The sequence below is a fragment of the Clostridioides sp. GD02367 genome, from assembly GCF_045900275.1.
GTDB lineage: Bacteria > Bacillota > Clostridia > Peptostreptococcales > Peptostreptococcaceae > Clostridioides > Clostridioides difficile_A.
In genome coordinates, this window is sequence record NZ_JBJODK010000009.1 from 65,596 (window position 1) to 88,357 (window position 22,762).

Genomic DNA, 22,762 nt, shown 5'->3' on the forward strand with positions numbered 1-22,762 from the left:
TTGAGAAAAAAATAAATTGACAATAATTTGTAACAAATATAAAATAATATATATAAAGAAATATTTCAATGTATGAAGTTTTTGAAGATTTCATATCTAAAGTACCTAACATTGTATGTTAGTTTCTTATTACTTATCTAAATATTATATATTTCATAGTATCTATAAAACTACTATAAGAGTATGAAATGTATTAAATAATCAACTGAAAAATGAAATGTTAATAAAAAATAATTCAAATTTTGAATGTTAAATGAATATAATTAAAATAAATATATAAACTTGAGTGCAATACTCATATTTTAGTGTATTATCGAATTTTAATTGTACTTTTATGCACCATAACTTATAAACTTATGTCATGTTATATTTGAACAAGTAACAAAATTGTAGATATAATTTAATCTGCAAAATTTATATGAAATGGAGTTGATGCTATGACAGAATTGATGATTATAAGTGGATTAGTGCTATTGATTTGTATAACCTCGAGTAAGGTCTTATATAAATTTGGAGTACCAATATTACTAATTTTTATCCTATTAGGGATGTTATTTGGGTCTGATGGAATGGTAGGAATTTATTTTGACAACTATGAATTAACAAAACAATTATGTTCTATTGGACTAATATTTATAATGTTCTTTGGAGGATTTGGAACAAACTGGAATATGGCTAAACCTGTTGCAGTACCATCTATACTAATGTCATCGCTGGGTGTAATAATTACAGCTGGAGTTACAGGAATATTTTGTCATATGGTAGTAGGAACTAATTTACTTGAAGGCTTATTAATTGGAGCAATTGCAGCTTCAACAGATGCTGCATCTGTGTTTGCTGTGTTGCGTTCTCGAAAACTAAATTTAAAAGGTTCCCTTGCTTCATTATTGGAAGTCGAAAGTGGGAGTAATGACCCCATAGCGTATATGTTGACACTAATTCTTTTGACACTGATGAATAATTCTGGGGTAGAACTTATTATACCAATGGTAATAAAACAAATAGTTTTTGGGCTAGCTATAGGATTTATACTAGCAAAGTTGTCTGTTTATATTTTAAGAAATTCAAACTTCGAGATAGAAGGATTCTATACTATATTTATAACAGCTATTGCAATACTTTCTTATGCACTTAGTGAGTATGTTGGAGGAAATGGATATTTAAGTGTGTATATTTCAGGTATTATTATAGGAAATAGTAAAATACCTCATAAAAAAAGTTTGGTTCATTTCTTTGATGGAATCTCATGGATTATGCAAATAATGTTATTCTTTATGTTAGGATTGTTATCTTTCCCTTCCAAGCTACCAAATATATTTGGTATAGCGATGGCCATATCTATATTCATGATAGTTATTGCAAGGCCATTAGCGACATTTATAGTTCTAGCAAAATTTAAATTTTCAAATAAGGAAAAATTGTTCATATCATGGGTAGGTCTTAGAGGTGCAGCTTCAGTAGTTTTTGCAATTTATGCAGTTACTCAAGGAGTAATTATAGAGAATGACATATTCCATATAATATTTTTTATAGCTTTACTTTCAGTAGGGGTGCAAGGTACATTGATACCAACAGTAGCTAGAAAGCTAGATTTAGTCGATGATAATACACCTGTATTAAAAACATTTAATGATTATGATGGAGAAATTAGCTCTAAACTTATAGAGGTAAATGTTGATGATAGTAGTAAATGGGCAAATAAGAGTATAATGGATTCTAATATACCAGAAGATATATTAATAGTTATGATAAAACGAAAGGAACAGGTTTTAGTGCCCAAAGGCTCAACTGTTATAAAAACAGGGGATACATTGGTACTAAGTGGAGATAGAATTGAAGAATTAATATAATTATAATTTATTTGCATTGACTTTAACCTAAGGGGAAGGTATAAACTTAAATTAATCAAATCTAATGCGCAGGTGATGAGATGTTTTCTATAGGAATGTTTTCTAAAATAAATAAAATAACTACAAAGACATTAAGGTATTATGAAGATATCGGATTGTTAAAGCCAGAATATGTAGATGAGTTTACAAAATATAGGTACTATACGACAGAGCAATTACCTAAATTACATCAGATAATAACTTTAAAACAAATGGGTTTGTCACTAGCTGAGATAAAAGAAGCTATAGAAAATCCTAAAACGGTCGAAAATATTTTAAAAAATAAAGAAAAAGAAATGCTGGATGTAATTAAAAGTGAAGAATATAAACTCATTAAACTGCGTAATTACCTTGTGAATTTGAAAGGAGAAGTCAATATGAATGATGTAATTATTAAGTCTTTACCAAAAGTTAAAATTGCTTCTATGAGAAAGGTATTAAAGGGGTATGATGAACTTTTCAGTCTATTTCCAAATGTAATGGCTGAAGAAATGAGGAAGGCTGAGTGTACATGTGCAGTTCCAGATTATTGTTTCAATATATATCATGATGGTGAATATAGAGAGACTAATATGGATGTTGAGATGTGTCAAGCTATAAATGACTTAAAAGAAGATACAGACATATTAAAATTTAAAGAACTAGATGAAGTTGAAAGTGCTGTTTGTATATTACACAATGGTTCATATTCAACATTAGGAAAAACTTACGCAGATGCATTTAAATGGATAGAGGACAATAAATATGATGTGATTGGAAATCCTAGAGAGTCTTATATAGATGGCATATGGAATAAAGAGAATGAGGAAGATTGGCTAACAGAAGTTCAGATACCAGTGAAACGAATTTTATAATAGGTTAAAACAATAAAGATAAAGTTATTAAATGAGGTCTATCTAAATAAAAGATATGCCTCATTTTTGATATTTATAGATATTATAGATTTATATATGAAAAATATATTGATGTTTTATATATAAAGTAGTATATTTTCGTTGAGGTGATAAAGTGGAAAAACATGAGACATTAATTCGTTTTTAAGAATAGGAGGTATTTATATGGAGATATTCACAATAGGACATTCAAATTATCCATATGATAAACTTATTGATATGATAAAAAAGTACAATATAAACTGTATAGTTGACATTAGAGAAACTCCATATTCTAAATATAATATTCAGTATAATAGAGAGTCCTTCAATGAATCATTGAAAAAATCTGGATTTATATATATATACATGGGCAAGGAGTTTGGAGCAAAGAGAACCAACAAAGATGTATATACAGAGGAAGGATATGCAGATTTTGAAAAGGTAATTAAGGAAGATATTTTCTTAAAAGGAATAGAAAGACTAAAAAATGGATGTCAGATGGGATATAAGATAGTTTTATTGGGAGCAATGCAAGAACCTATACGATGTCATAGAAGTATTTTATTGGGTAGGGTATTGAATAAAGAAGGTTTTGATGTAAAATATATAATGCATGAGGGTCATTTAGAGACTCAAGAAGACATAGAAGAATCATTATTAGATAAGTACTTTAGTGATAGAAAACAACTGAGTATTGATAATTTATTGGGGAATGCATTGACAAGAGAAGAGATGATACAAGAAGGTTATATATTAGCCAATAAAGAGATAGGATTTAGAACAGAGAAAATCAGTAAATAGAAATATTAATTACTAAAAATCTAAAAGTTATCTTAAATAAGAAAATATGCTAAAGTTGTAACAAATAAACATGATGTACTGATTAATAATATTACTATAATTTAATAATACTATTTAGATTATGACATTACTTTAAATAGTACATCATGTTGTAATGTTACAAAACGAAAGTTCTAATACTGCCATAATCAACAGTTCTATTAAGCGTAGGATGACTAGATATAAATCTAACTGTAATTTTTGAGTTTAATAAACAAGAGTTAGAAACTAAGAACAACCTATCACCATTTATAATGGAAGTAATCGCAATTGGAAGAACTCTAACAAAGGCATCATATCTATTTCTAGCAATTTCATAAGGATAGTTTCCAACAAAAACGAATAGATTTAAATCGTATATGTCACCAACAACCCAAGCCCATTGACCATAAACTTTATCAATACTTACTGTTCCTAAGCTAAGTGTATCGAAGTAGGTAGCTATAGTTAAATAAATATCGTTTGTATTCTCTGAGTATGAAACAGTGTATCTTCTAAAACGTATAGGTTCTGTAGCAGAAACGGGATAAACCATGTTTACGTTTAAATTAGTTGCATTCAAATTAATCAAAGTATCACATCCTAAAAATAGTCTATAAAATACAATATTTAAATTAAGGCAATTTTGTTACATTTATGTTGTAAGATTTTATATTTTAATTTCCTGTAATATGTAGTAATAAATAAATTCTGGTGGGTGCTAAGTGGTTAATTTAAATATACAAATATTTAAATTATAGTATCCATAAAAAATAATAAACATAAAATAATTATAAAGATGTACTGTGTTAAAATGATATTAAACAAGAATAATATTATTTGAATACAGTATATTATGAGTTGGGAATATAAATTTAAACTTTAAAAGATTAACTAACAATTTGCTAAACTAACTAAAAATTAAATTTATATAAAGAGGGAAAAGAGGAAGAGAGATGTTTATAAGGAAAAATGTTATAAAATTAGCAATTCCTATAATGATAGAGCAGACATTTGTCATGCTTCTAGGGGTATTTAATACAATGATGGCAGGTCATATTGGGGAAGAAGCTGTATCTGCAGTTGGGATGGTTGATTCAATAAACAATATATTTATATCTGTATTTGCTGCATTATCTGTAGGAGCCACTGTTGTTGTAGCTCAACAAATAGGCAAAAGAGATAGTGAAAATGCGAACGAAACTATCAAGCAAGCTCTAGTATCAGGAGTAATACTATCTTTTACAATAACAATCTTAATGTGGGTTTTTAGGACTGGTGTAATTAACTTATTTTATGGTTCAGCAGAAGAATTGGTAAAATCAAATGCAAAATTATACATAGAGTTTACATTATTCACATATCCATTTATTGCTACACAGCAAATAGCAAATGGTATTCTAAGAGGTTGTGGAGATGTAAAGAAACCCATGTATGTAACTATGTTTATGAATATAATAAATGTGACATTGGGATATATACTTATATATGGTATTGATTTAAATTCTTTAGGTATAAATCTACAAATACCATCTTATGGGATAACAGGTGCAGCTATGTCTATTGCTATAGCCAGAATAATTGGATGTATAGTTATTGTAAGAGCTTTATTCAAAGGAAATGAATTTATATCTATAGGTAAAATATTTCCAATTAAGATTGATGTTGAAACTCAAAAATCTATATTTAATATAGGAATACCAGCTGGTGTTGAACAACTACTTTTTAATGCAGGAAAATTAATTGTTCAGGTATTTATAGTTACTATGGGGACCTCAGCAATTGCATCCAATGCAATAGGAATGTCAATTGCATCTATCATAAATGTAATTGGGAATGCTTTAGCATTATCTGCAACAACATTGGTAGGTCAGTATATAGGACGTGGAGATATTAAAGGAGCTAAAAGTACTCTCCTATACTTAACTAAATTTGCAACAGTTTGTTTATTTGCAGTAGGGGCTATATTTATACCAATTGCTCCTTGGATTTCAAGTATGTATACTCAAAACACTAGTGTAATTGATGTATCAACACAACTGATTAGAAGTGATTGTCTAGCCATGGTAATATGGCCTATATCCTTTGTATTGTCAGCAGGATTAAAAGGGGCAGGCGATACAAGATATACAATGATGACAGCTATAATAGGGATGTGGATTTTTAGAATTTTTACAGGTTATGTGTTGGGGGTTGTATTAAAATTTGGTGTACTTGGAATTTGGATAGGTATGTACACAGATTGGCTTGTCAGAGGAACTTTATATTGTTTAAGATTAAGAGGAACAAAGTGGCTAAAACACAAAATTGCATAGGACATATATAATCACTTTTGGATAGAAAACTCTATCTGGAGGTGATTTTTAGCGTATATATTTTCATAATTATAAGTAGGATATAGAATGATTAAATCATATGAATAAAGTCTATAATAATATTGAATATATAAATTACATTATAGTTTAGGATTATATAATATTGGATAAATATTAGATATATATATCTATAGAAAATAATATATATGGGTATATTATTAAATATAAAAAATATTAGATATTTATTTAATAATAAAGGTGGGTATTGTTATGATAAATAAAATAGGAAAGATAAGTCTATATGTAAACAATCAAGAGGATGCAAAACTTTTTTGGACAGAGAAATTAAACTTTGTAGTAACTTATGAAAAGGAAATGGGACCAAATATGAAATGGGTAGAAATAGCACCAAGTAAAAATGAATTTACAACATTTGTACTGTACGATAAAAATCTAATAATGAAGCAAAATAAAGAGATAGAGGTATCTCATCCATCAATAATTTTGAGTACAAGAGATATTAATGGAACTTATGAACAAATGGCTAATAATAAAGTTGAAGTTGGCGAATTAATGGAAATGCCTTATGGAAGGATGTTTTCCTTTAAAGACCAAGATGGAAATGATTATTTGGTTAGAGAAGATAAATGATTTTACAAAGTATTAAATTTACTCAATATCTGATATAATTAGAGACAATAATTATTATAATTTAGTCTAAGACTAGGATTATACAATTAAAATCAATTGTAAATTTTGAGTAGAGGTGATAAAATGTTTAAGAAAATGGCAGTATTAAAAGATATAGCAACTAAAATAGGACGTAAAAAAGCTTATGAGTTATTAGAAATGGTTGAAGGCAATGATGCTTTTATAGCTGAGGTAAAGATAAAAAAGAATGGAATAGAATCTAAAAAAGAAGAGATTATGTTAAAAGATAATCAAAAAATAATACTAGAGTATATAGAAGGTTAAAATTTAAATACATATAAGTTTATAATAAGAATTTTTTAAGATGAGTTAGTATAAGACTCATCTTTTTTATTTTTTATAAGATTGTTTTATTATTTAATACATATTTTGTCTCTTTGGAGTTGCTGGTATATAAAAATTACTGATATAATAAAAGAATGGATATCAATGTAATATTTTACAGAAAAGAGGGGTATTATGCTTGAAATAAAAAATCTTTCCTTTAATGTTGAGTCTAACAATGAGGAACTAGGAATAATAAATGATGTTAGCCTTTCGTTTGAGAGAGGAAAACTTATTGTTATCACAGGACCAAATGGTGGAGGAAAATCCACAATTGCTAAGCTAATAATGGGGATTGAAAAAGCCACTAGTGGTCAGATAATTTTAGATGGAGAAGATATAACAAATCTTAGTATTACAGAAAGAGCAAAGAGGGGGATAGGATATGCATTTCAACAGCCACCAAGAATAAAAGGCATGACTGTTGAAAATCTACTTACACTTGCTCATGGAGAACCATTGTCTACAGATGTATGTTGCCAATATCTTACAGATGTTGGATTGTGTTCAAAAGACTATTTAAATCGTGAAGTTGATAACTCGCTTTCTGGAGGAGAAATGAAAAGAATAGAGATAGCAACTCTTTTTGCCAGAGATTTAAAGGTTTCTATATTTGATGAACCTGAGGCAGGGATAGACCTTTGGAGTTTTGGAAAGCTTAATGAAAGTTTTAAGAAAATACATGAGGAGTCTGACCAAACTATAATTATAATTTCTCATCAAGAAAGAATATTAGAGTTAGCTGATGAAATAATTGTTTTACAAGATGGTTCAGTAAAAAGCCATGGAACAAAAGATGCTATATTACCTGAAATCATGTGCCAAGTTAATTCAAGTTGTGAATTAATGAAAGATATGAATTAATTAGAAAGGAAGGCAAATTAAATGAACAAAACAGATTTAAATCTTTTAGAAAAAGTTGCTGAACTTCGTGGAACTCCATTAGGAGCATACAATATACGTAAAAATGGGCAAGGAATAGAAAGACATTCAACTGAAAATGTAACTATAGTTCCTAAAAATGATAAACCTGGAATTGATATTATAGTAAAACCAAACACAAAAGGCGAAAATGTCCATATACCAGTAATAGTAACAGAAGCTGGTGTGCAGGATATGGTTTATAATGATTTTGAAATTGGAGAAAATGCAGATGTTGTTATAATTGCTGGATGTGGAATACATAACTGTGGTTGTGATGATAGTGAACATAATGGAATACATAGATTTTTCTTACGTAAAGGAGCTCGCTTAAAATATGTAGAAAAACATTATGGTGAAGGTGACGGAGAAGGAAAGAAAATCTTAAATCCAGTTACTATTGTTAATATGGATGAAGATTCATATTGTGAGATGGAAACAATTCAAATTAAGGGTGTAGATTCAACTAAAAGGGAAATGGATGCAAACCTAGGTAAAGGGGCTAAAATAGTTGTATTTGAGAAATTATTAACTCATGGAAATCAAGTTGCAGAATCTAATATGAAGGTTGTTTTAGAGGGAGAAAATTCGTCTGCTCAAGTAATTTCTCGTACAGTTGGGCAAGATAATTCTAAGCAAAAGTTTAATCCTTGCGTTATTGGGGATTCTCTTTGTTCTGCACATGTTCAATGTGATTCAATAATCATGGGAAATTCTCAAATTAGTGCTATACCTGAGATTGCAGCAAATCATCCAGATGCTCTCTTAGTGCATGAGGCAGCAATTGGAAAGATTGCAGGAGACCAAATACTAAAGATGATGACATTGGGTCTTACTGAGGAAGAGGCTGAGCAACAAATACTTAATTGCTTCTTAAAGTAAATTGAAGTTTTTATTTAATTTAATATAATGAATATAGTATAATATAATGAATAAGTCTAAAATATTTTTATTTTTAGACTTATTTTCTTTATGTAAGAAAACTATTAGAGAAATTATACTGTAATTAGGATGTGGAATAGATGAAAAATTTACTTATAAGAAATGGGACAATAATATCTCCAAAAGATGGTATCAAGTTTGAAAAAAAAGATATCCTGGTTTTGCATGGGAAAATATATGATATTGGATTGAATCTCAAAGAAAAAATAAGAAAAGAGAAATTGCTTAAAAACAAAGAGTTTGAGATAATAAATGCTGATAATATGTATATTTCTCCAGGATTTATAGATGTTCACATCCATTGTTATAAGAGAAAATTACCTACAGGTATGGACTCTGATTCAATTGGAATTGAAAAAGGTTCAACAGTTATATTTGATGCGGGTACAGCTGGCCCTTTAAATTACTATGATTTTAAGAAAAAATATATGGATGAGTGTAAAACTGAAGTATATTCATTTTTAAATGTAACAAATGAGGGATTAAATATACTGAATGAGTCGACATCTTTAGATGTTATAAATTTTGATGATGTTGAGTCTGTTGTGGAAAAAAATATGGACAAAATAAAGGGTATAAAGGTAAAAGCAAGCAAATTTCAATCTAATGAAAATGGTATAGATATAGTTAAAAAATCAAAACAAGTTGCTAAGAAATTAAATTTACCATTAGTGGTATATATAGGTGAGCATCCATCATATATAGATGAAGTAATGAATATTTTGGGTAAAGGAGATGTAGTTACACCTGTATATGGAAACAGTGCAAATGGAATATTTAATGAATTTGGCACGCTAAGAGAATCAGTAATAAATGCAAAGAATAGAGGAGTATTATTTGATGTGTGTTATGGATTAGACCAGTTTGATTTTAAAGTTTTTAAAAAAGCAATAAATCAAGGATTAGAACCAGATTTAATAAGCACAGATATGCATATAAAAAATATGAAAGACATAAACTATTCTCTTTTAACTGTTATAAATAAAATTATGGAGCTTGGAATATCTTTAGAAAAATGTATAGAAAAAGTAACTGAATATCCAACAAAAATTTTCGATTTACATTCAAATAAGGGCGGAATAAAGGTTGGTGGAGAAGGTGATTTTACTATATTTACAATGGAGAAGAGTAACGATATTATAAAAGACTACAATGATAATGAATTAGTTTTAGATAGAAAATTAAGTTTACAATATACTGTAAAATCATGGATGAAAAGTAGCGAAGTTTATAGACATGGATATGAATATACTATAATAAATTAAGCAATCGTGATAAAATAATAAATATATGTTTAAATTGGCATATATTGGATAAATATCTAAGGAAACAATAATTAAAAAAAGATAATTTTAGGGGAGGTATTTTAGTATGAAAGCATTTGTTGATAAGGATGTATGTGTAGCTTGTGGGGCATGTATAGGAACATGTCCAGACGTTTTTAGTATGAGTGATGAAGGACATTCAGTTGCAATTGAAGGGGAAATACCAGCAGATTTACAAGATTTATGTAAAGAAGCAGAAGAAGGATGTCCAGTTTCAGCTATAACAGTTAAATAGAACGATTTAGATTTATTTTAACACCAAACATATAAGATTTAATTATTACTTAAGCTATAGTATAGAAACTTCTATTACTATAGCTTTTTAAAATAGATAAATATAAAATAGGAGATATTATTTTTTATAAATATGGAGGATTTAAACATGAAGAAAAACTATGAAATAGTGTTGTTTGATTTGGATGGAACGCTTACAGACCCTAAAGAAGGAATAACAAAGTCTATTCAATATTCATTAGATAGTTTTGGTATAAAAGAAGATTTAGATAACTTAGAACAATTTATAGGACCACCATTACATGATACTTTTAAAGAATACTATAAATTTGATGATGAAAAAGCTAAAAGAGCTGTTGAGAAGTATAGAGAATATTTTTCAGATAAAGGGATATTTGAAAATAAAATTTATAAGAATATAAAAGAGATATTAGAAATGCTCTATACAAATGATAAAATATTATTATTAGCTACTTCTAAGCCAACAGTTTTTGCAGAAACTATACTTAAATACTTTGATATAGATAGATATTTTAAGTATATAGTAGGTAGTAATCTTGATGGTACGAGGGTAAATAAAAATGAAGTTATACAATATGTACTAGATTTGTGTAATGTGAAAGATAAAGATAAAGTTATTATGGTTGGAGATAGAAAGTATGACATAATTGGTGCTAAGAAAATAGGAGTAGATTCTATTGGAGTGTTGTATGGATATGGTTCATTTGAAGAGATTAGTGAAAGTGAACCTACTTATATTGTCGAAAGTGTAGATTCTATAAAAGATATTTTGCTATAAATATCTTTTATAAACAAAAATAATACAAAATACTGTAGCATATTTAAAAATATGATATTATAATTAAGGAAGTCATTTAAAAAAGAGGAGGATGCACTTAAAATGAAATCTATTTTAATTATGGGTGGAAGCGACTTCATAGGTTCTGCACTTGCTAAGCGTTTAATTAAATGTGGGTATCAAATTGATATACTTACAAATGGTAAAAAGGAAATAGATTATACAGGTTTTAAAGAACATCTAATTTGTGATAGAAAAGTTCGCAAAGACATGGAAAACATTATCAGAGGAAGAAAGTATGATTACATATATGATATGACAGCATACACAAAAGACGATGTAAGTAATCTTATTGATTTTGTAAACCCAGATAGCCTAAAGAAATATATAGTGTTGTCAGCAGGAGCAGTATACAAAGATAGTGGGAGAAATGTTAAAGAAGAAAATGAGAAGGGCGAAAATGAAAACTGGGGAAAATATGGCCTAAATAAAAAAGAAGCAGAGGATTTTGTTATAAGTAGCTCTATACCATATATAATTATCAGACCAACTTATATATATGGGGAAAATAATAATTTATATAGAGAATATTATTTCTTCGAAAAAATAGAAAAAAATGAAAAGATACCAGTGCCAAAAGGAAAACAAGTAAGTAATCAATTTATATATATTGGTGATTTGGTAAAGGTATTAGAAAGTATAATGAAAAATCCTCATGTAAGAGAGGCATATAATGTAACAAATCCACAGTTAATTTCTTGGGACGAACTTATACATACATGTGGAGAAGTTATTGGTAAAGAACCTATTATAAAGTATGTAGATATGGAAAAAGTAGAGTTTAGAGAAAGAACATATTTCCCATTTAGAAACATAGACTTCAATCTGGATATAAATAAGCTTATTGAACATGGGCTTTATATACCAAATGTATTATTAAAAGAAGGGCTTACAGCTACATATAAATGGTTTTTAGCTAATAAACCAAAAATGCATGACAGAAAAATGGACAAAGTTGAATCTGTGATGCAAATAGTCTAAGAAAGTAAATAAGTAGGTAGATGCTTTGAATTTAAGAGTTAAATCTTTTTTAAAAATTTTTATGCTGATATTTATTCTGATTTTTATATACTCAGTTGCGATAGAACCGAGTCTATTAATCGTGAAAAAATATAGTATAAATGAAAGTGGAAATTTAGTAAAAAATGATATAGTAAAGACTGAATCCGAAAGTATAAAAGTAGTTCAAATTTCAGATACTCAGATAGGTAGTTTTTACTCAACTAAGAACCTTAAAAAAGTGGCTAATAAGGTTAATGCTTTGAATCCAGATATAATAGTATTTACTGGTGATTTAATTGATTATTCCAATAAAAATCCAGATATAGATGAAATTACAGCTATTTTATCAAGTATGAATGCTAGGTTGGGAAAATTTTCAGTATTCGGCAATCATGATTATATGTATAAACTTCCTAGGTATTATAGACAAATTATGAAAAATTCCAACTTCAATCTTTTGATAAATGAAAATAAAAAGATAAAGTTAGCTGATGATAAGTATATTAATATATTAGGTGTTGATGAAATATTAAATGGAAATCCTGATATAAAATATCTAGAGAATAAGACTGATAAAAATAATTTTAATTTATTATTAGCACATGAACCAGATTTAGTCGATATGTTTAGTAAAGATTCAATGAATTTAGTTTTATCTGGGCATAGTCATGGTGGTCAAATAAGAATACCTTTTAAAGGCGCCTTAGTTACTCCTCCATATGGAAGGAAATATACTAAAGGATTTTATGAGGTAAATGGAAATCACTTATATGTGAGTTCAGGTCTTGGAAGTACAAAGTTACCCTTTAGATTTTTTAATATACCAGAAATAGTAGAATTTAACATTCTAATTTAGTATGAAATACTATTTTATTTATTAGAATGGGTAGAAATTGCAAAAGTAGATTGAATTAAGTAAGATACAAATGTTCAAGTTATAATTAGTATATTAGATAATAGAAACATTATTAATAACTATTAAGATATAGATTAAAACAATATAAGATAAAAAAATATAGCAAGATTGTGTAGGTTATTTATGGTTTATTTATAATTAATACAATCTTGCTTTTTTGTAAAAGTATTAATTACTATTTAAATTTTTTATCTTTTCTTTATCCCATACAAACAGTTTTTCTGAATTATTTAAAGCACCAAATACATTTCTTTTAAAATCTGGCATCTCTTTATTTAAATCAGCAATAAGATTTTTTATGTATTCTCTTCTGGTATGACCATTTGCAGGGCATGGATTTGTTATAATAGGATAGTTAGAATCTTTTGAAATCTTCTTAGTCATATACTCTTCTATGTAAATCATAGGTCTTATGACAGTTAAATTTTGTCTATCTAAGTATGTTTTTGGAGAAAAACAATTTACTCTGCCTTCATAAAACATAGACATTAAAAATGTTTCAATTGCATCATCTTTATGATGTCCAAGAGCCACTTTATTACATCCCAGTTTTTTAGCATTATCATTTAAGGCACCTCTTCTTAAATTAGCACATAATGCACAAGGATTTTTTTCTTGTCTTATATCAAACACAATTTCCTTTATATCAGTTTGAAATTCATAAAAGGGTACATCTATTTCCTGACACAATTTATTTAGTGGAGAATTATCAATACCACCAGTATTTAAAGTTATAGCTATCAATTCAAATTTTTGAGGAGAAAATCTCTGATAGCTTTTAAGTATATGAAGTAGTGTTAAACTATCTTTTCCACCAGAGAGTCCAACAGCAATTTTATCATTTTCTTGTATCATATCAAAGTCTTGTATAGCCTTGCGAGCTTTACTAAGAAGTTTTTGTATAGACATTTTTAGCACCACCTTTCAAAAATATTAAATTTAAGATTTACTTAAGATTTACTTATAAAATACTTAAAACTTATACTCTAAAATTAACATTATAGACAAACATACAAAAAGGAGAAGATGTAACCATGAAAAAATTTAAATTAATATTAGCTATTATTATAGTAGTATTTATAAGTGTATTTATATCTAAAAATAAATTTCTTATAAAAGATAAAACACCAACAGGAACTGCCCAATTTGCTTCAGAAGAAGATGTTGAATCAAATTCCCAAAATAAAAATCACTCAAATAGTATAGCAAATATATTACTGGTAAACAAGACAAATGGAATTAGTAAAGATTATGCTCCCGAAAATATTACTAAAGTAAATATACCTTTTGTTGAAGAAGCGACAGAAGAAGAAAAACAAATGGCAGGAGAACCTGCAAAAGCAGTGGAAGATTTAGTTAAGCAAGCTAATGAAGAAGGAATACAGTTTTTAGGGTCTTCAGCATATAGGTCTTACAATACTCAGCAAGATACTTATACAAAAAGAGTAAAATCTCAAGGGCAGGAAAAAGCAGATGAATATGTGGCAAAACCTGGTCATAGTGAGCATCAGACTGGGCTTTGTATTGACTTAACAAATCCAGAGAGATGGTTTGTTGGTAGTACAAAAGAAGCTATATGGCTTGCAGAAAATGCTCATAAGTTTGGGTTTATAATAAGATATCCTAAAGGCAAAGAAGATATAACTGGTACAGCATATGAACCATGGCATATTAGATATGTTGGTAAAGATATTGCCGAGGAAATTTATTCAAGAGGATTAACTTTAGAAGAATATCTACAAAGCAAATAATATAAATGTTTAAGATGAATTGTATTATATTGGAAGTGGGTAGTTGAAGAAATTTAATGGATTACTTTAACTAAAGTATAGTATAATTTTATTTGAATAAAAACTATGTACAAAGGTTAAGTTGGGATGTGTAAAAGTGGAAAATACAATTCTTGTTGTTGATGATGAAAAAGAAATAAGAGATCTTATAGAGATATATCTTTTAAATAGTGGATATAGTGTAATTAAAGCTGAAGATGGAGAAGAAGCTATAGAAATTTTAAAAAAAGAGAATATTCATTTAATGGTGTTGGATATAATGATGCCCAAAATGGATGGTATAGAAGTTTGCAGAAGAGTTAGAGAAAGTTTAAATATACCAATACTTATGTTGAGTGCAAAATCAGAAGATATGGATAAAATACAAGGAATAATGACTGGCGCAGATGATTATTTGACAAAACCATTTAATCCACTTGAGCTTACTGTGAGAGTCAAATCTTTGATTAGAAGAGCATATTATTTTAGTGGTGCTAATAATGAAAATAAGAATACCATAGAAGTTGGAGCGTTATTAATAGATAAGGAAAAGCATAGTGTAACAGTAGCTGGGAAGGACATAACTTTAACATCAAGAGAATTTGATTAAAAAATAGCTATGCACACTCATGACTTTAGTCGTGAGTTAGTAGCTAAAGTAGTCAGCATATAGGGAAACTTATATGTAGAGATAGGATGGAACCTATCCAATACTACTTGAATTGCTGGAAACCCCTAAAGCTAACCAAACTAAAACATAAGGATGAAATAAACCTAAGTGTGAAAGTTACGAAAGTAGAAAAAATTGGTTAGATGGTATAAGGTTAAACCCTAAGTACTTTAAAATGGGCAATCAGCAGGTAAGCTCCGAATAGGAGAAACTTCAACGACTATTCCTCTTGAGGGAAGTACACTACAAGCTATTGGTAGTGGAAGTGGGTAGACCTTAACGGATAACGCCGAAGGATAAGATATAGTCTGTGCTTACATGAAAGTGTAAGAAGTTCATAAGAGAACTGCATAGGTAGTAGCGAACCTATGTGAACGACAACCTCAAAAATGATAAAAGTTAGGACTTACGGTTCTTACATATGTTATTTAAAAATAAATATAAAAACCTTTAAAATACTTGTTTAAAAAAATTTACCTTGTTAATATTAGGATGGGTGAGTAAAAATTGAAGTAGCTCAGATATGTATATTTAGTACAATACCATATAGTATGGTGTGTAAAATATGAACATCTAGTATTAACATAATCATAAAAAACAAGTAAAGTGAGGTGATAGTAGTGGAAAAAGCTTATAAGTTTAGAATGTATCCAAATAAAAAACAGCAAGAGTTAATTAACAAAACTTTTGGATGTTGTAGATTTGTATATAATAAATATCTTGCTAAAAAAATAGAAGTTTATGAAAGCGATAAAGAAACTTTTACTTATAAACAGTGCAGTTCTGATTTGACCAATTTAAAAAGAGAATTAGAGTGGCTTAAAGAACCTGACAAATTTTCACTACAAAACATCTTAAAAGATTTAGAAAACGCATATAAAAAATTCTTTAAAGAAAACACAGGATTTCCTAAACTTAAATCAAAGAAAACTAATAGATTTTCATATAGAACTAACTTTACAAATGGAAATATTATGTACTGTGGTCAATATATAAAATTACCTAAACTTGGTATGGTTAAAGTAAGGGATAAACAAGTACCTCAAGGGAGAATACTTAATGCTACTATATCCAAAGAACCAAGTGGTAAATATTATGTATCATTATGTTGTACTGATATAGATATTAAAGCATTTGAAAATACTAATAATCAGATAGGTTTAGATTTAGGAATTAAAGAATTTTGTATCTCAAGTTGTGGAGACTTTATAGAAAATCCTAAGTATCTTCTAAAGTCATTAAACAAACTTGCTAAATTACAAAGAGAACTATCGAGAAAAACAATTGGTAGTTTAAATAGAAATAAAGCAAGATTAAAAGTTGCAAGACTTCAAGAACATATAGCTAATCAAAGGAAGGATTTTCTACAAAAACTATCTACTAAATTAATACGAGAGAATGATATTATTTGCATAGAGGATTTACAAGTAAAGAATATGACTAGAAATAGTAAACTATCTCGCTTAATTTCTGATGTGTCATGGTCAGAATTTATTCGTCAATTAGAATACAAGGCTAATTGGTATGGTAGACAAGTTGTAAAGGTAGGTAAATTCTTTGCAAGTTCACAAATATGCAATAAATGTGGATATAAAAACGAGGAAGTTAAGAATTTAAATATAAGAGAATGGATTTGTCCTTGTTGTAATGTAACTCACGATAGAGATATAAATGCAAGTATAAATATACTAAAAGAAGGATTAAGACTAATAACAGTTTAAAATAAATAACTTATGTAAGAACCGTAGGAACTATGGGGATAGCCTGTGGAGAATTAGTAAGACATATTTTAGTATGCAAAATTCTATGAAGCAGGAACCCTGTGACTTTAGTCATGGGAGGTTCAGATATTGTACTTACTAGCAAATAATAAGGGAAGAGTATATAGTACAGAAGAAATATTTGAAAAGGTATGGAAAGAGAAATATTATCAATCTAATAATACTGTAATGGTCCATATGAGTAGAATAAGAGATAAAATTGAAAAATATACAGATGGAGAAAAAATAATTCATACTGTATGGGGAGTAGGATATAAAATTGAAAAATAAAAGCTTATTAAATCATATGTTTCGTCCTATAATAGATTTTGCAATAAGTTGCATTATTACTTTAATAATTATGTTAACAAGCATTTATATAATAAAATTGTTATATGTTAATACTCATTTATCTACAATTAATTATCTTGTATATAATTTAAGAGATTTAAGAGCATCTATGGGAGAGGGATTGTTTTATCCATCTTTATTTCTAATTTCATCGTTAGCAATTTACTCTTTAATATCATACAAGAGAAATAAGCAAGTTGTAGATTTTATAAAAAAAGCTAATAAAAAGAATCAGAAGTTAGAAGTTATTTTAGATGCTGTAAATTCAATGGATGAAAGTGATTTACAAAAGAATATAGATATCGAGTATGATTTAGAAGAATTAAAGGATAAAGAAGTTGATGATATTGATGAACTAGCACATAAAATTAATAGTATTATTCATCAACTTAGAAACATAACTGTTGAAGAGAGACAAGCTCAGCAAACCAAAACAGATTTAATAACAAATGTGTCACATGATTTAAGAACACCTTTGACATCAATAATGGGTTATTTAGGATTGATAGAAGAAGGTAAGTATAAAGATGAAGTACAGATGATGTATTATGTTAATATTGCATATGAAAAATCGAAAAATTTAAATGTACTCATAAATGATTTGTTTGAACTTACTAAAATGCAAAACAATACAATGAGATTAAATAAGATAGAAATAAATTTAGTAGAGTTATTAAGTCAGATAGTATCTCAATTTGAAATTTATTTTAGGCAGGAATTTATGGTTAGTAGAGTTAATTTTAATGAAGAAAAATTAATTGTAAAAGCTGACCCAAATAAATTAGTAAGAGTATTTGAGAATCTTATGACTAATGCTATGAAGTATGGAAAAGATGGACTCTATGTAGATATAGTCACAGAGAAAAAAGAAGATATGGCGATTGTAAAGGTCATAAATTATGGAGAACCAATTCCAGTATTAGATTTACCAAATATATTTGACAGATTTTATAGAGTTGAAAAGTCAAGAAATAGAAATGCTGGAGGGTCTGGATTGGGTCTTGCAATCACAAAGAACATTGTAAACTTACATGGTGGAGAAATCACTGTTTCAAGCAATAAACATCAAACTGTATTTGAGGTACAACTGCCAATAATACAATCAGTTGAGTTATAAAACAAAAGTATAATTAGATGTATAAATAATATAGCGATAAAGTGTTTACAAAAATAAAAAAGTAATATATAATTTAAGTCAGTTTAATAAGATACTTATCAAGAGTTAGGGGAGAGAGTTAGCTCAGTGATCCTATACCAACCTTTTATTAGGTGGTCCTGCTAACGACGATGAGACGATTTGAAATAATATACTCTTCTTATCAATAATGGATAGGGGGAGTTTTTTTTAGAATTAATGTAATGAATTTAAAAGATAATGGAGGATTAAATAATGGAAAAAGTGGAAAGTTTTAAGTTAGACCATACAAAAGTAAAAGCTCCTTTTGTAAGAAAATGTAGCGTACTTGATGGAGTAAAGGGAGATAAGGTAAGTAAATTTGACCTAAGATTTTTACAACCAAATGTAGAGAGTTTTGGAACTGCTGCTATGCATGGTTTAGAGCATCTGTTAGCAACTTATTTAAGAGATACATTAGAGGGAGTAATAGACTTATCTCCAATGGGATGTAGAACAGGATTTTATTTAATACTATGGGGAGATGTAGATGCCAATACAGTTAAGGTTGGTTTAGAAGAAGCATTAAAAAAAGTGGTTGAATCAGATGAAATGCCGGCAGCTACAGCAATAGAATGTGGGAACTACAGAGATTTATCTTTATTTGGAGCAAAAGAATACGCAAAAGATGTTTTGGACAAAGGATTTTCTTTAAACATATATGGAGAATAATTTAATTGAAAAAGGAAATATAAACATAAATCAAAGTGAAGTTTTAAGATACTTACAATACAGAGGTCAAGAGATAGATAAAGACCTTAAAGATACTATTGATGAATGTGTAGATATAACTAAAAATAAAATAAATCCTAGATATTTATCTAGGATTTATCCTATTAAAATAAATAAAGATAATGTTGTAGAGTTAGAGGGGACAAATTTAACATTAGAAAGTAAAGATATATATGAACTTTTAAAAGAATGTAATGAATGTGTAATTATGGCAGCTACATTAGGATTAGAGATAGAAAAAGAAATAAAAAGACATTCTTATTCAGATTTAACAAAAGGACTAATAATAGATTCATGTGGAACAACAGCAATAGAAGAAGTATGTGATATCATTCAAGATAGTGTAGAAAAGGTTTTTTTAGAACAAAATAAATTTATAACTATGCGATATAGTCCAGGATATGGAGATTTACCAATAGAAAAAAATATAGATATATTAAATGTGTTAAATGCTCAAAAACAAATAGGTTTAACAATTACTTCCAATGGGATTATGATACCTAGAAAGTCAGTAGTGGCTATCATAGGTATTTCTAATATAAAAATAGATGAATCTAAAAAAGAAAAATCGTGTGAAAATTGTAAAAACTATAGAAACTGTACATATAGAAAAGGAGAGAATTCTTGTGGAAATAAGACAATATCTTAAGAATAATATACTAATATTTGATGGTGCAATGGGAACAATGCTTCAACAAAAAGGTTTAAAGTTAGGTGAAAACCCAGAAGTGTTTGGTATTCAAAATCCAGACAAACTTATAGAAATACATACCTCATATTTAGAGGCAGGTTCAAACGTAATTCTTACAAATACTTTTGGATGTAATGAGCTAAAATTAGATAGTAACTATACAGTAGAAGAAGTGATTGATAATGCTGTTTTAGTGGCTAGGAAAGCTATAGAAAATGTAGATAAAACTAAACCTAGATATGTAGCATTAGATATTGGGCCTATAGGAGAGATGTTAGAGCCTATGGGGACTTTAAGTTTTGATAGAGCATATGAAATATTTAAAAGACAAGTATTACAGGGCGCAAAATCTGGTGTTGATGTGATAGTAATAGAGACTATGATGGATTTATATGAAGCTAAAGCAGCTGTATTAGCTGCAAAGGAAAATTCTGATTTACCTGTTTTCTGTACTATGACATTTGATGAAGGAGGAAGAAGTTTTACTGGATGTATGCCAGAGAGTATGGTGGCTACTATAGAAGGATTGGGTGTTGATGCAATAGGAGTAAACTGTTCATTAGGACCGAAACAACTTTTACCAATAGTAAAAAAAATAGTATCAAGAGCTACAATACCTGTGATGGTTCAAGCAAATGCTGGTTTACCAAATATAGTTGATGGAGAGGCTATATATGATGTTGATGCAAAAGAGTTTTTTGAAGGTGTTAAGAAATTCGTTGAGGTTGGTGCTACTATAATAGGTGGATGCTGTGGTACAAATCCAAGTTTTATAAAAGAAATATCTGATAATATAAATTCTGTTGTAAAGGGAAATATAGAGAAAATTGACAAATGTGTAGTTTGTTCACCATCAAAATTTGTAGAAGTAGAATCACCTATAGTTGTTGGAGAAAGATTGAATCCTACAGGAAGAAAATCTCTTCAAGAAGCATTGAAAAATGAAAATTTAGATTATGCAATAAACTTAGGACTAGAACAAGTAAATGCTGGGGCACAAATATTAGGAGTAAATGTTGGTTTACCAGAGGTAGATGAGAAAAAATTAATGCCAAAATTAATAAGAGAAATACAGGCAGTAGTAGATACACCTTTACAAGTCGATTCTTCCAATGTAGAGGCATTAGAACAAGGGCTTAGATATTATAATGGTAGAACAATAGTAAACTCTGTAAATGGCAAAGAGGAGTCTTTAGAAAGTATATTACCAATAGTCAAAAAGTATGGTTCATGTGTAGTTGGACTTACTCTTGATGAAAAAGGTATACCTAAAAAAGCTGAAGAAAGATTTGAAATAGCAAAAAGAATAGTAGATAGAGCAGTTTCTTATGGAATAAAGCCAAAAGATATATTTATAGATTGTTTATCATTAACTGTGTCAGCACAACAAGAGGAAGCAATAGAGACGATAAAGGCTATAACAATGGTAAAGACATTGGGAGTAAAAACTATTTTAGGTGTTTCAAATATTTCATTCGGACTTCCAAATAGAAAAGCACTTAATGCTTCTTTTCTAACATTAGCTTTAGGAGCAGGTCTTGATTTAGCAATTATAAATCCAAATGAATATAGTATGATGGAGGCTATTAACTCTTTTAGAATCTTAAATAATACAGATAAAGGGTGTATCAAATATATAAATCAATATAGCAATATAAATAATTCAAAAAAATCAGACTCTTCTACGAAAACGGACAAAGATTTGTCTCTAGATGTTTTAGTTGAAAGAGGATTAAAAGACGAAGCAAAAAATGTAACACTGAATCTTTTGAAGGAAAAGGATGAAAATTATATATTAGATGAGATTTTAATTCCTGCCCTTGATAAAGTAGGAAAGAGATATGATAGTGGAGATATATTCTTACCGCAATTGATTCAATCAGCAGAGACAGTTAAAGCTTCATTAAATACAATAAAGGAAACTTTACTAATTAAAAGTAGTGATAATGTATCTAAAGGAAAAATAATAGTTGCCACAGTAAAAGGCGATATCCATGATATTGGAAAAAATATAGTAAAAATAATGCTAGAAAATTATGGATATGAAGTTATAGATTTAGGTAAAGATGTTCCAATTGAAGAAGTAGTAGAAGTAGCCAAAAAAAGAAATATAAAATTAGTAGGATTAAGTGCACTTATGACTACAACTGTCCAAAGCATGAAAGATACGATTCAAGCATTAAGAGATAATGATATAAATGCGAAAGTATTTGTAGGAGGTGCAGTTTTGACAGAAGAATATGCAGAAGAAATGGGTGCTGACTATTATTCAAAGGATGCAAAATCTGCTGTTGAAATAGCAAAGTTAAATTTTTAGCATGTAAATTAAAATAAAGGTTTTACTAAATAGGATATTTTATATATAATATAGATATAAGTTTTAGATACTTATGTTTGAAACAATAGGAATTAATCTATAAAAATGAGATTAATTAATATAAAAAAATATTTATCATCAACATTAAAAAGGGCTGGGAAGTCTG

The 22,762-nt window shown here is 28.3% G+C and carries 21 protein-coding genes and 2 pseudogenes; 21 read left to right on the forward strand and 2 right to left on the reverse strand.

Translation table 11 applies throughout. From position 1 onward, the window contains the following. Positions 1–437: 437 nt before the first annotated feature. From Q3223_RS13075 to Q3223_RS13085, 3 genes are all read left to right on the forward strand, one after another. Positions 438–1,850, forward strand: a complete 1,413-nt coding sequence (locus Q3223_RS13075; RefSeq protein ID WP_219674261.1) for a potassium/proton antiporter — start codon at positions 438–440, stop codon at positions 1,848–1,850. 80 nt (positions 1,851–1,930) lie between these two features. Then, positions 1,931–2,743, forward strand: coding sequence for a MerR family transcriptional regulator (locus Q3223_RS13080; protein WP_223153282.1), 813 nt, complete (start codon positions 1,931–1,933; stop codon positions 2,741–2,743). A 204-nt stretch (positions 2,744–2,947) separates the two neighbouring features. Beyond that, positions 2,948–3,565, forward strand: coding sequence for a DUF488 family protein (locus tag Q3223_RS13085; RefSeq protein ID WP_074179495.1), 618 nt, complete (start codon positions 2,948–2,950; stop codon positions 3,563–3,565). Between the two features lie 157 nt (positions 3,566–3,722). Here Q3223_RS13085 and Q3223_RS13090 read toward each other — a convergent pair whose 3' ends face one another. Further along, the gene (locus Q3223_RS13090) at positions 3,723–4,175 is read right to left on the reverse strand and encodes a staygreen family protein (RefSeq protein WP_074179496.1); all 453 of its coding nucleotides are present in this window, start codon (positions 4,173–4,175) and stop codon (positions 3,723–3,725) included. 364 nt (positions 4,176–4,539) lie between these two features. Between Q3223_RS13090 and Q3223_RS13095 the strand changes: the two genes are divergently transcribed. The 10 genes from Q3223_RS13095 (at position 4,540) to Q3223_RS13140 (ending at position 13,072) form a co-directional block, all read left to right on the forward strand. Continuing rightward, positions 4,540–5,898, forward strand: a complete 1,359-nt coding sequence (locus tag Q3223_RS13095; protein ID WP_054277810.1) for an MATE family efflux transporter — start codon at positions 4,540–4,542, stop codon at positions 5,896–5,898. Between the two features lie 270 nt (positions 5,899–6,168). After that, complete coding sequence (locus tag Q3223_RS13100; protein ID WP_223153283.1) at positions 6,169–6,549, forward strand: VOC family protein; 381 nt, start codon at positions 6,169–6,171, stop codon at positions 6,547–6,549. A 123-nt stretch (positions 6,550–6,672) separates the two neighbouring features. After that, complete coding sequence (locus Q3223_RS13105) at positions 6,673–6,873, forward strand: hypothetical protein (RefSeq protein WP_054272042.1); 201 nt, start codon at positions 6,673–6,675, stop codon at positions 6,871–6,873. 195 nt (positions 6,874–7,068) lie between these two features. Then, positions 7,069–7,797: an ABC transporter ATP-binding protein gene (locus Q3223_RS13110; RefSeq protein WP_407812078.1), complete on the forward strand. Its 729-nt coding sequence runs from the start codon at positions 7,069–7,071 to the stop codon at positions 7,795–7,797. A gap of 21 nt (positions 7,798–7,818) precedes the next feature. Further along, positions 7,819–8,736: a SufD family Fe-S cluster assembly protein gene (locus tag Q3223_RS13115; RefSeq protein WP_054272040.1), complete on the forward strand. Its 918-nt coding sequence runs from the start codon at positions 7,819–7,821 to the stop codon at positions 8,734–8,736. Positions 8,737–8,876: 140 nt separating this feature from the next. Then, positions 8,877–10,061 carry an amidohydrolase family protein gene (locus tag Q3223_RS13120; RefSeq protein WP_407812079.1) on the forward strand — a complete coding sequence of 395 codons (1,185 nt, stop codon included), beginning with the start codon at positions 8,877–8,879 and terminating at the stop codon, positions 10,059–10,061. A gap of 106 nt (positions 10,062–10,167) precedes the next feature. Continuing rightward, complete coding sequence (locus tag Q3223_RS13125) at positions 10,168–10,356, forward strand: ferredoxin (protein ID WP_003422320.1); 189 nt, start codon at positions 10,168–10,170, stop codon at positions 10,354–10,356. 147 nt (positions 10,357–10,503) lie between these two features. Continuing rightward, a complete protein-coding gene (locus Q3223_RS13130) occupies positions 10,504–11,154 on the forward strand; it encodes an HAD family hydrolase (RefSeq protein ID WP_054272038.1) in 651 nt (216 codons plus the stop codon). 102 nt (positions 11,155–11,256) lie between these two features. Continuing rightward, positions 11,257–12,195 (forward strand): SDR family oxidoreductase, encoded by a 939-nt coding sequence (locus Q3223_RS13135; protein ID WP_054272037.1) that lies wholly within the window; start codon positions 11,257–11,259, stop codon positions 12,193–12,195. 25 nt (positions 12,196–12,220) lie between these two features. Further along, entirely contained in the window at positions 12,221–13,072 is an 852-nt protein-coding gene (locus Q3223_RS13140; protein WP_167640872.1) for a metallophosphoesterase, read from the forward strand. 228 nt (positions 13,073–13,300) lie between these two features. Here the strand turns inward: Q3223_RS13140 and Q3223_RS13145 are convergent, their stop codons facing one another. Then, positions 13,301–14,041, reverse strand: a complete 741-nt coding sequence (locus Q3223_RS13145; RefSeq protein WP_407812080.1) for a tRNA 2-thiocytidine biosynthesis TtcA family protein — start codon at positions 14,039–14,041, stop codon at positions 13,301–13,303. 125 nt (positions 14,042–14,166) lie between these two features. Here Q3223_RS13145 and Q3223_RS13150 point away from each other — a divergent pair, with 125 nt between their 5' ends. The 8 genes and pseudogenes from Q3223_RS13150 (at position 14,167) to Q3223_RS13185 (ending at position 22,596) form a co-directional block, all read left to right on the forward strand. Then, positions 14,167–14,883 (forward strand): M15 family metallopeptidase, encoded by a 717-nt coding sequence (locus Q3223_RS13150; protein WP_407812081.1) that lies wholly within the window; start codon positions 14,167–14,169, stop codon positions 14,881–14,883. A 136-nt stretch (positions 14,884–15,019) separates the two neighbouring features. After that, a pseudogene (locus Q3223_RS13155) lies at positions 15,020–15,508 on the forward strand (response regulator transcription factor); the annotation flags it as partial. Between the two features lie 674 nt (positions 15,509–16,182). After that, the gene (gene tnpB / locus Q3223_RS13160; protein ID WP_407812082.1) at positions 16,183–17,292 is read left to right on the forward strand and encodes an IS200/IS605 family element RNA-guided endonuclease TnpB; all 1,110 of its coding nucleotides are present in this window, start codon (positions 16,183–16,185) and stop codon (positions 17,290–17,292) included. Between the two features lie 117 nt (positions 17,293–17,409). Next, positions 17,410–17,622: pseudogene (locus tag Q3223_RS13165) on the forward strand (helix-turn-helix domain-containing protein); the annotation flags it as partial. Next, complete coding sequence (locus tag Q3223_RS13170) at positions 17,612–18,799, forward strand: cell wall metabolism sensor histidine kinase WalK (RefSeq protein ID WP_161803389.1); 1,188 nt, start codon at positions 17,612–17,614, stop codon at positions 18,797–18,799. The pseudogene Q3223_RS13165 and the gene Q3223_RS13170, both read left to right, overlap by 11 nt. Before the next feature lie 273 nt (positions 18,800–19,072). Next, positions 19,073–19,528 carry an S-ribosylhomocysteine lyase gene (locus Q3223_RS13175; protein ID WP_021386558.1) on the forward strand — a complete coding sequence of 152 codons (456 nt, stop codon included), beginning with the start codon at positions 19,073–19,075 and terminating at the stop codon, positions 19,526–19,528. Continuing rightward, complete coding sequence (locus Q3223_RS13180; protein ID WP_407812083.1) at positions 19,518–20,237, forward strand: vitamin B12 dependent-methionine synthase activation domain-containing protein; 720 nt, start codon at positions 19,518–19,520, stop codon at positions 20,235–20,237. The genes Q3223_RS13175 and Q3223_RS13180 overlap by 11 nt, the downstream gene beginning before the upstream one ends. Next, complete coding sequence (locus tag Q3223_RS13185; RefSeq protein ID WP_054272027.1) at positions 20,215–22,596, forward strand: homocysteine S-methyltransferase family protein; 2,382 nt, start codon at positions 20,215–20,217, stop codon at positions 22,594–22,596. Before Q3223_RS13180 ends, Q3223_RS13185 begins: the two co-directional genes overlap by 23 nt. The last annotated feature ends 166 nt before the right edge of the window (positions 22,597–22,762 follow it).